We start from the raw sequence: 9,070 nt of genomic DNA, 5'->3' as shown, positions 1-9,070 counted from the left end.
TTGTGGGAGCCGGCTTGCCGGCGATGCGATGGTGAATGTGCCGCCGCCACCGCTGGCAAGCCAGCTCCCACAATTGAACGTTGTGAACACGACCCTGTGGGAGCCGGCTTGCCGGCGATGCGATGGTGAATTTGCCGTCGCCATCGCTGGCAAGCCAGCTCCTACAATTGACGGGGTTTATTCACGCGGATCAATCTGATCCAGCACCCGGTTCGCCGTAATCTCCGCCAGCATCACACTATTGGAAATCCCCAACAGGGCATTGCGCGACCCACCATCCAGATGATCCACCAACTGATGCACCATCACATCGACCGAGGCCAGCGTCTCGACCAGATACACCATCAGCGTTTCGGTATCGGCCTCGGGGGCGACGGTAAACAGGGAACAAGGCGTGCGCGGTGTGGCTTTGATGTCTGCGGTGGAGGGGAAGTGGAAGGCGGATTCGGCGGCCTCGTTGAGCCTGTTTGAATCGGGTTCGCAGGGTGATGTCGGATCGGTGTCCGGCGGGTTGGGGGTGACCTTGAACATGGGAGTCTCCGCTTCATGGTTGAAGCTGCCACGTTCGTTTCCAGACGAATAGGTGGCAGCTGTACGCAGGCTGGAAACCCGGGGAAACGGCAACCCGGTAGACCCGAAGGTCTCCCGCGCACAGCCGCCATAACGGAGTGCACACTCAAAAGCGTGCAAGCATAGGTTATGAAGGACGCAGTGGCGCCATTTTCATTTCGGGGTTTCCAGACCCGGCCGCTGAGTAAGCAGCGGCACGCGAACGATAGAACCCGACCCCTAGACGCACAAGCCGGCGGATTCTGGCGTACCCGTAGGCAACGACGCAAGGTCTTGTAGCCCGCCGGAAATACCCTACAACCTTTTTAAACAAGCGCTCGTGGGCAATGTCGAGCGATCCCCACGCAAGCAAAAAACATCCCCGGTCACTGACTACCAGCTTTCGTGTATCGCTGTGTATCAGCGCACGAGATCCGACTACAACCATACAAAACCCACTCATCACGGATACAGCCGGGATACACCACTGGGGCCAAATAGACCTGCCAAAGCGAGAAGCACAACGCAGCTCGCAACCAGGTTCATCAACCCTAGTGGTACGACCAATAGTGGTCCCGCCACGTCATTGATCCGGAGTATCAACATGTCTCGTATCCAGTCGAACAAAACCCGTATTGGCCTGATCGCTGTTGCACTGGTCGGCGGTATCAACTTCGCGTCCTCGGCGTTTTCCGCCGAAGCCTTGCCGCAGGGCTATCAACTGGCCTCCGCGGAAAAGACCAGCGAAGGCAAGTGTGGCGAAGGCAAGTGCGGTGCCGGCGAAGCCAGCGCGCAAAAGACCCAGGCCGAAGGCAAGTGCGGTGAAGGCAAGTGCGGCGATGCGTCTTTCGCACGCACAGACACCGATGATGACGGACGCGTGTCGCTCAAGGAACTGCTGGCAGTGGCGCCCAAGGGCACAGAGGAATTCAAGGCGATGGACACCAACGGCGACGGTTTCCTGTCCGAGGGTGAGGTGTACAAGTTCCGCACCAACCAGTACACCTCCAATGGCAAGAAAGTGCCGACCGAGCTGTTCACCAAACTGAGCCAGGCTAAAGACTGATTAGCTGCAAACAAAAAACCCTTCCTGCGTTGACGCGCAGGAAGGGTTTTTTGTGTGGGCAGTAGTGGTTTGGTCGTCAGGTGGGAAATTGCAGTCCACTAGACCACCAGTTGCATCGGATTTTACCAGCAGGCTTTGTAACCATGAACGGCGGAGAACGGCCAGAAGCAGACATTAACGCAGCTGGGTTGGTAGTCTCTCGCTCCGACTTTTAACATCTAGGCCAGCGCCCATGATCCAGCTCTCGCAGGTGCAGACCATCATCGCTGCCGATCCGGTACGTTGGCGGATACTCCGTCTGGTGCAAGGATAGCAATACGGGGTCAGGTCTTGCCTTTTGCCTAATAGCGATGGCAAAAGACAAGACCTGACCCTGAGGTTTCACAGACTTTCTGCACTGATCCGCCGTGCCTAGGAAAATGCGGCGACCCCGGCCGCTCTACTCGGCCTGGCCCGCTTGCAACTTGCGACCCCGCAGCGGCATCGCCCGTCATTCTGCGGCAAAGCAGTACAGCAGCCCCGCCCCGCCCGAGCCGGCCAGGGCTTCGCTGCTGCAGCCACGCGAGGGGTGCGAGGAGTTCCACGAGCGTGCCGCCGCATCGTCACGCAGTCCTATTCGGTCATGATGACCGACCTGGGCCGTCCCTTCGCCGCTGCTGGTCCAGTTGCTGCAGGTATGGTCATCGCTACCGGCGAACGCAGTTCCGTCCGCCTGCGAGCCGGTGAGGATGTCGTGCATGTTCGGCGTGTCGCCGCGCCCCTTAACCAGCGCCCCGTGTTCGTCCAGGGCCATTTCCTTGGTCAGTTGGTTGTCGCCGTGCAGTTGCGCGACGTCGCGGGCGATGACGACCCCCTTGGCGTTTTGCCAAGGACCTTGCCCGATGCGATCACGGGCATTGACCGCCCCCGCACCGCCGACGGCACTGGTGCTGAGGTAAGCACGCCAGGTGTGCTGGCCCGCCCCGACGGCGGAGGCCAGCGTCTGGCAGTGCCTATCGGCGCCGCTCAGACCACCTAGTTCGGCGCCCTTGCCCATGCCGAGGCTAGTGACAAAGAAGGTCATGTCCGTTTGCTGGGCCTGACTGGCGAAACTGCAGGCTAATGCCAACAGGGCAGTCGGTAAGATGAGAGTGAAAGTCGTGATGTGCATGTACAGTCCTCCTGCGGGAAAACGGCCTCCAAGATGGAATGTGACCGAGAAATTGAGCCTAGACGACGCCGGTTACCGACACACAGCCGCGGTTCAACCTTCCGTCCTCATGTATTGCTTGAGTGCGCGGCTCGCAGCTTGGCGAGCGGGCGTTGGATGCAGGATGCGGTAAGGCTCAATCCGCTTGGGGCGCTCTAGGGGCTTCGACACTTTTTCGACACGGCCCCGGGGAGCCAGAAAGCAAAAACCCCCGATCTCTTTCGAAATCAGGGGTTTTCGTATTTCTCAAAGCAATGCGGGGTCAGGTCTTGCCTTTTGCATAATAGCGATGGCAAAAGACAAGACCTGACCCTGAGGTTTCAAGGTAACTGTACGGCTTGGAGTAGAGGGTGTGGTCGAGGTCGCGGCACCACTCGGCCTAGACGATCTCTTTAACCTTGTCGTCCGACCTACGGTGAAGTTCCGGGCAGATAAACGGCAGGTCTATCTGAACCGTCTTCGCTCAAAAAACTGGCTCGCAACCTGGCCGGATCTGAAGGTTCTCCCGATAAGCTGAAGCGTTTCATCTTCAAAGTTTCATGCCCGTTTCGGATCGTTAGCCGCCATTCCCGAACGTCCGCTTGTGGCCGAGAGCCACCTCTCGCCACGTGCAGAAATCAGTCAGAAGTGAGCGCTTGGCGCCGGTACCTGCGGCCGGATTTGACCCAAAGACGTCCTGACGTATCAGGCATAAAACTGCGGGGTCACCTCACAGCAGCAGCCGTAAGGTTTCAAACAGCGCGCGGTCTTCCTTTTTGGCCGAGCGCGCATGGCGCCGAATGACCTGCAACAGGCATTCGGTGAAGCAGATCGCCGGATTGCTCAGTGCGCCATTGCGGCGAGTCACGATGCTCAGCTGTCGGGGCTCGAACTGCTCGGTCAGCCCCAGGGATACCACGCGCCCCAGAAATGGCGGGGCTGTGCTCACGATGGACGGTCCCCAGGTGCACATGTCGGCCCGCTCGACCATCATCTGCAAAATGGCCAGTGAATGAGCACGCACGATTCGATTCTCATCAATCTGCGCGCCGTGTTTCCAGAACAGTTCCTGCATCAGCCCATCATGACCGTCCGGCGCGTAGTTCAGGGTCCAGTTTTCTTCCAGCAACTCGTGGATCGATCGCGCATGCTGTCGGGCGTGACCCTCGCGGACCAGCACCGAGGTCTGGTAATCGAGCAAGGTTTCGCAGGCGAATTCCTGGGTCGATTGTGTGGGATGGAGTTGGCCAATCGCGAAGTCCATGCTGCCGTCGCGCAGCAGCGGTTGGGCAACGGCCATCAGGCTTTCGAACAATTCCAGCTTGATTTGTGGCATACGTTCGCGAAAAGCCAACACGACTTCGGGCAGGAAGGTCAGGGCGATCCATGGGGTGATCCCGACGCAGAGCCGGCCTTGGGCCTTCCCGCGCATGTGATCAAGCTCGGTCTGTGCGTGCTCCAGTTGCTTGATCACCAGCCGGGCATGAGTCAGTAGCACTTTGCCGTATTCGGTGAAGTTCAGACCGCTGGCGGTTCGGGTAAACAGCGGTAGCTGCTGGCTGGTTTCCAGCTCGCGCAGCGCTTTGGTCACAGCGGCCTGGGAAATATCCAGCGAACGAGCGGCCGCGCGGATGCTGCCGGTTTCGGCGCTGGCAATCAGCGCCTGTAATTGATGCAGTTTCATCTGCTCACCCTGGTGACAACTCATGGTTGTCATCATAACCAAACTGCGCCTCCCCAGCCCAGTGCCAGTTCCCTAAGATCGAGCCCAACAGCGCTTTTGCTGCCGCACAGCCCCTGTCGAAGGAGAACACTCATGAATACCGGTTTGGTCCTGCCTGGTATTGCCGCGATGCAAGATGAAATGATCGCGATACGTCACAGCATTCACGCGCACCCTGAGCTGGGTTTTGAAGAATTCGCCACCAGTGAGCGGGTTGCAGCGTGTCTGACTCAGTGGGGCTTTGAGGTCAGCACCGGGGTGGGCAAGACCGGAGTCGTTGCCACCCTGAAAAATGGCGAGGGTCGGTCCATTGGCTTGCGCGCCGACATGGATGCGTTGCCGATCCAGGAAACCTCCGGTTTGCCTTATGCCAGCCGGATAGACGGTGTCATGCATGCCTGCGGTCACGACGGTCATACCGCCATCCTGCTGGCGGCGGGTCAGTATCTGGCCCGGACAAGGGCATTCAACGGCACCGTGCACCTGATTTTCCAACCGGCCGAAGAAGGGCTGGGCGGTGCCAGGAAAATGCTGGAGGACGGACTGCTCGAACGGTTTCCGTGTGACGCGATCTTCGCCATGCATAACGTGCCGGGTTATCCCGTCGGGCATTTGGGTTTTTACAGCGGACCGTTCATGGCGTCTGCCGACACGGTGAACATCAAGATCATCGGCAACGGCGGCCATGGCGCGGTGCCGCACAAAGCCGTCGACCCGGTGGTGGTCGGCGCCTCGATCGTGATGTCCCTGCAAAGCATCGTCTCGCGCAACGTCAACCCGCAGGAGATGGCGATTATCACCGTGGGCTCCCTGCATGCCGGGAGCGCCTCGAATGTCATCCCGTCCAGCGCCGACTTGAGTCTGAGCGTACGCGCCCTGACCCCCGAGGTTCGCCGTTTGCTGGAGCTCAGGATCACCGAATTGGCAAAGGGCCAGGCCGAGAGTTTCGGCGCCCGGGTCCACATCGACTACCAGCATTGCCATCCGGTGTTGATCAACGATCCCGAACAGACGGCATTTGCCCATGAAGTCGCCCGCGAGTGGCTGGGGGATGAACACCTGATCGATGACTTGCGGCCGTTCACGGCCAGCGAGGATTTTGCCTTTGTCCTGGAAAAGTGCCCCGGCAGCTATCTGGTGATCGGCAACGGCGAGGGCGAAGGCGGGTGCCTGCTGCACAACCCCGGCTATGACTTCAATGACGGCTGCCTGCCGGTAGGCGCGAGCTATTGGGTCAAGTTGGTCGAACGTTTTCTGAGTTGAGACGGCGTATTTTCATCCGTTGTGCCTGTAAAAAATCTACGGTCTGAGAGGAATAAAAATGAACAAGATGATTGCAGCCGTTTCCCTGGTGTTCCTGACGGCCTCGAGCCTGGCGGGGGCGGCCGACTGGTCCGGCAAAGTGTTGAAGCTGGGGGTGGACCCGACGTATCCACCGCTGGAATACAAGAACCAGGATGGCACGCTGACCGGCTTCGGGGTCGACATCGCCGAGGCGTTGTGCGCCGAACTGAAGGCCCGCTGCGTCTGGGTGGAAAGCAGTTGGGACGGGATGATCCCGGCACTGCTGGCGCGCAAGTTCGATGCGGTGGCGTCTTCGATGACCATCACCCCCAAGCGCCTCGAGCAGATTGCGTTTACCGACAAGGTGTCCAATGCACCGGCACGCCTGGTGGCCAAACGTGGATCGGGGTTACAGCCGACCCTCGAATCGCTCAAGGGCAAGCGCATTGGTGTGGAGCAGGGCTCGACCCAGGAGTCCTATGCCAAAGCGGTTTGGGGTTCCAAGGGCGTGGACGTTCTTTCCTATCAGAATCAGGACCAGGTGTACGCCGACCTGGTAGTGGGGCGACTTGATGCCTCGTTGCAGGGTGCCATTCAAGCCAGTCACGGCTTCCTGAAAACAGCGGCGGGTCAGGACTATGAATTTGCCGGTGCCACTCTGGAGGACCCGGGCTTCTTCGGCGTCGGCGATGGCCTTGGTCTGCGCAAGGAAGATGTCGCGTTGCGCGAAGACTTGAACAAAGCCCTGGCAACCATTCTCGCCAACGGTACTTACGCGCGGATCAACGACAAGTACTTCGACTTTGACGTCTACGGCGCTCGGTAACGGCGCCCGGTAAGCCGTCGTCGTGACCTTGAGCAGGGCGCTCGATCGAGCGCTCTATTGCCCCCTTCACCTCACCCTAACAAGAACAAGGAGAGTGAGATGCTTCTGGAAGGTTTTGGCCCGCAGATTCTGCTGGGCACCCTGGCTACCATCAAACTGGCGCTTTGTTCATTGCTGATCGCCGTCCTGGCCGGGCTGATGGGCGCCAGTTCCAAGTTGTCGTCCAATCGATTGTTGCGCGCACTGGCCGCAGGGTATACGACCGTGATCCGCAGCATGCCGGACCTGGTGATCATGTTGCTGCTGTTTTTCAGCCTGCAGATGTTGCTCAACCGGATGACCGATTGGCTGGGGATCACTCAGATTGACATAGACCCGTTTCTGGCCGGTGTCGTGACGTTGGCCTTCATTTACGGCGCCTATTTTACCGAGACGTTTCGCGGTGCTTTTCAGGCGGTCCCGGTCGGTCAGATCGAAGCAGCGAGGGCTTACGGCATGACCCGCGGGGAAACCTTTCGCAAGGTCCTCTTTCCACAAATGCTGCGCCACGCCTTGCCGGGCATTGGCAATAACTGGCAGGTGCTGATCAAGTCGACGGCCCTGGTGTCGATCATCGGCCTGACCGATGTGGTCAAGGCCACGCAGGATGCGGGCAAGGGCTCGATGCAGTTCTTTTACTTCACCCTGGTCGGCGGCCTGATTTACCTCGCCATTACCACGGTCTCCAATGGCGTGTTGCTGTGGCTTGAGCGCCACTACTCGGTCGGTGTCAGGAAGGCTGCGCTATGAACATTCTTCAGGACTACTGGCAGGCTTACCTGTGGAGTGACGGGCCGTACTTTTCCGGGTTGGCGGTGACTTTGTGGCTGCTCATACTTTCGGTGGTGATGGGTTTTGTGCTCGCGGTGCCGTTGTCGATTGCCCGCGTCAGCCGCAACCCGCTGTTGCGCCTGCCGGTGTGGTGCTACACCTACGTGTTTCGTGGCACGCCGTTGTACATCCAGCTGCTGTTCTTCTACACCGGGGTGTACAGCTTGCATGTGGTGCGGTCCCAGGATTTTCTCAACGCGTTTTTCCGTGACGGCTTCAATTGTACGGTGCTGGCTTTCGGGCTCAACACCTGTGCCTACATGACCGAGATTTTTGCTGGCGCCATCAGGGCGACCGCCCACGGTGAAGTCGAGGCCGCCAGTGCCTACGGAATGAACCGGTTCACGCTTTATCGGCGGATTATTCTGCCGTCGGCGTTGCGCCGTGCGCTGCCGTTTTTCAGCAATGAAGTGATTCTGATGTTGCATTCCACTTCGGTGGCCTTTACCGCCACGGTGCCCGACTTGCTGAAGATCGCCCGGGATGTCAACTCGGCGACCTATGCATCCTTTACCGCCTTTGGCATTGCCGGGGTGTTGTACGCCGCCAGTGCTTTTTTCCTGATCTGGCTGTTTCGACGCGGCGAACTGCATTGGCTGGCCTACCTCAAACCGCGCACGCACTGACCCCTATCGGACTTGCTCGAATGTATAAATTGATCGTTGAAGATGTCCATAAAAACTACGGCAACCATGAAGTGTTGAAAGGGGTTTCGCTCAAGGCCCGGGCGGGTGATGTGATCAGCATCATCGGCTCCTCGGGGTCCGGGAAAAGTACCTTCTTGCGTTGTATCAACCATCTTGAACAACCGTCGGCCGGGCGCATTGTCGTCAATGACGAAGAGTTGCTCACCCGCAGAAACTCAAGGGGCGAGTTGTGTGTGGTTAACCCCGGGCAGTTACGGAGCCTGCGCAGCCGGTTGTCGATGGTGTTTCAGCACTTCAATTTGTGGAGCCATATGACCGTGCTGGAAAACATCATCGAGTGCCCGATGAGTGTGCTCGGTATCAGTCGGGCGCAGGCACTGGAGCGGGCGCGTCATTACCTTGCCAAGGTGGGGCTGCCACAAAAAGTCGAGGCCCAGTACCCGGTGCATTTGTCCGGCGGCCAGCAACAGCGGGTGGCCATTGCACGTGCGCTGGCCATGGAACCTGAGGTGATGCTGTTCGACGAACCGACCTCAGCCCTTGACCCTGAACTGGTGGGCGAGGTGCTCAAGGTCATGCAGCAACTGGCCGAAGAGGGCAGGACGATGGTGGTGGTCACCCACGAAATGGCGTTTGCCAGGCAGGTGTCGAACCACGTCATGTTTCTGCATCAGGGGAGGGTGGAGGAGTCGGGAGCGCCAGGCACGCTGCTGGAACAGCCTCAAAGCGAGCGGTTGCAGCAGTTCCTGGCCGGGAGTCTCAAGTAGTTACCCTTGGTGGGCCAATTAACGCAGATTTGCCTTTGGAGCTGACTCCGCTCGGCGGCCCCCCACCATAAGGTGAATTGCCAATGCCTCTCAGGCTTTCGCCGCCGATAAACAATTGGGAAGGGGGCTTCGGTGATCGAGTCGGCAACTGTAGTGGTCAACTAATCCCG

General features: G+C 59.0%; 10 protein-coding genes and 1 pseudogene. 8 read left to right on the top strand and 3 right to left on the bottom strand.

Translation table 11 applies throughout. The features are described from left to right. The coding region (locus PMI34_RS29480; RefSeq protein WP_238538845.1) for a hypothetical protein at positions 1-199 on the top strand (199 nt) is incomplete at its 5' end. On the opposite strand, the gene PMI34_RS00180 is transcribed toward PMI34_RS29480, so the two are convergent. Then, positions 178-531 carry a DUF6124 family protein gene (locus PMI34_RS00180; RefSeq protein WP_008054281.1) on the bottom strand — a complete coding sequence of 118 codons (354 nt, stop codon included), beginning with the start codon at positions 529-531 and terminating at the stop codon, positions 178-180. The genes PMI34_RS29480 and PMI34_RS00180 overlap by 22 nt on opposite strands. Before the next feature lie 622 nt (positions 532-1,153). Here PMI34_RS00180 and PMI34_RS00185 point away from each other — a divergent pair. Beyond that, positions 1,154-1,615, top strand: a complete 462-nt coding sequence (locus PMI34_RS00185) for an HvfA family oxazolone/thioamide-modified RiPP metallophore (protein WP_008054280.1) — start codon at positions 1,154-1,156, stop codon at positions 1,613-1,615. Positions 1,616-2,105: 490 nt separating this feature from the next. Here PMI34_RS00185 and PMI34_RS00190 read toward each other — a convergent pair whose 3' ends face one another. Continuing rightward, positions 2,106-2,765, bottom strand: coding sequence for a hypothetical protein (locus tag PMI34_RS00190; protein ID WP_008054279.1), 660 nt, complete (start codon positions 2,763-2,765; stop codon positions 2,106-2,108). 364 nt (positions 2,766-3,129) lie between these two features. Here PMI34_RS00190 and PMI34_RS28535 point away from each other — a divergent pair. After that, positions 3,130-3,321 (top strand): annotated as a pseudogene (locus tag PMI34_RS28535) (nucleotidyltransferase family protein); the annotation flags it as partial. A gap of 192 nt (positions 3,322-3,513) precedes the next feature. On the opposite strand, the gene PMI34_RS00195 reads toward PMI34_RS28535, so the two are convergent. After that, positions 3,514-4,467, bottom strand: a complete 954-nt coding sequence (locus PMI34_RS00195) for a LysR substrate-binding domain-containing protein (protein ID WP_032829953.1) — start codon at positions 4,465-4,467, stop codon at positions 3,514-3,516. A 132-nt stretch (positions 4,468-4,599) separates the two neighbouring features. Here PMI34_RS00195 and PMI34_RS00200 point away from each other — a divergent pair, with 132 nt between their 5' ends. From PMI34_RS00200 to PMI34_RS00220, 5 genes are all read left to right on the top strand, one after another. Beyond that, positions 4,600-5,769, top strand: coding sequence for a M20 aminoacylase family protein (locus PMI34_RS00200; RefSeq protein WP_008054277.1), 1,170 nt, complete (start codon positions 4,600-4,602; stop codon positions 5,767-5,769). A gap of 58 nt (positions 5,770-5,827) precedes the next feature. Then, the gene (locus PMI34_RS00205) at positions 5,828-6,616 is read left to right on the top strand and encodes an ABC transporter substrate-binding protein (protein WP_008054276.1); all 789 of its coding nucleotides are present in this window, start codon (positions 5,828-5,830) and stop codon (positions 6,614-6,616) included. A 99-nt stretch (positions 6,617-6,715) separates the two neighbouring features. Beyond that, positions 6,716-7,405: an ABC transporter permease gene (locus PMI34_RS00210; RefSeq protein WP_008054275.1), complete on the top strand. Its 690-nt coding sequence runs from the start codon at positions 6,716-6,718 to the stop codon at positions 7,403-7,405. After that, positions 7,402-8,112 (top strand): ABC transporter permease, encoded by a 711-nt coding sequence (locus tag PMI34_RS00215; RefSeq protein ID WP_008054274.1) that lies wholly within the window; start codon positions 7,402-7,404, stop codon positions 8,110-8,112. Before PMI34_RS00210 ends, PMI34_RS00215 begins: the two co-directional genes overlap by 4 nt. A gap of 20 nt (positions 8,113-8,132) precedes the next feature. After that, positions 8,133-8,900, top strand: coding sequence for an ABC transporter ATP-binding protein (locus PMI34_RS00220; RefSeq protein ID WP_008054273.1), 768 nt, complete (start codon positions 8,133-8,135; stop codon positions 8,898-8,900). Positions 8,901-9,070 lie beyond the last annotated feature (170 nt).

The sequence above is a fragment of the Pseudomonas sp. GM74 genome, assembly GCF_000282455.1.
Taxonomy (GTDB): Bacteria; Pseudomonadota; Gammaproteobacteria; order Pseudomonadales; family Pseudomonadaceae; genus Aquipseudomonas.
This window is presented reverse-complemented; position numbering and strand designations above follow the sequence as displayed.

What these genes read in the sequence shown, in the direction of transcription:
- PMI34_RS00180 (WP_008054281.1), bottom strand. Translation starts at nt 531, where the DNA reads ATGTTCAAGGTCACCCCCAACCCGCCGGACACCGATCCGACATCACCC.
- PMI34_RS00185 (WP_008054280.1), top strand. Translation starts at nt 1,154, where the DNA reads ATGTCTCGTATCCAGTCGAACAAAACCCGTATTGGCCTGATCGCTGTT.
- PMI34_RS00190 (WP_008054279.1), bottom strand. Translation starts at nt 2,765, where the DNA reads ATGCACATCACGACTTTCACTCTCATCTTACCGACTGCCCTGTTGGCA.
- PMI34_RS00195 (WP_032829953.1), bottom strand. Translation starts at nt 4,467, where the DNA reads ATGAAACTGCATCAATTACAGGCGCTGATTGCCAGCGCCGAAACCGGC.
- PMI34_RS00200 (WP_008054277.1), top strand. Translation starts at nt 4,600, where the DNA reads ATGAATACCGGTTTGGTCCTGCCTGGTATTGCCGCGATGCAAGATGAA.
- PMI34_RS00205 (WP_008054276.1), top strand. Translation starts at nt 5,828, where the DNA reads ATGAACAAGATGATTGCAGCCGTTTCCCTGGTGTTCCTGACGGCCTCG.
- PMI34_RS00210 (WP_008054275.1), top strand. Translation starts at nt 6,716, where the DNA reads ATGCTTCTGGAAGGTTTTGGCCCGCAGATTCTGCTGGGCACCCTGGCT.
- PMI34_RS00215 (WP_008054274.1), top strand. Translation starts at nt 7,402, where the DNA reads ATGAACATTCTTCAGGACTACTGGCAGGCTTACCTGTGGAGTGACGGG.
- PMI34_RS00220 (WP_008054273.1), top strand. Translation starts at nt 8,133, where the DNA reads ATGTATAAATTGATCGTTGAAGATGTCCATAAAAACTACGGCAACCAT.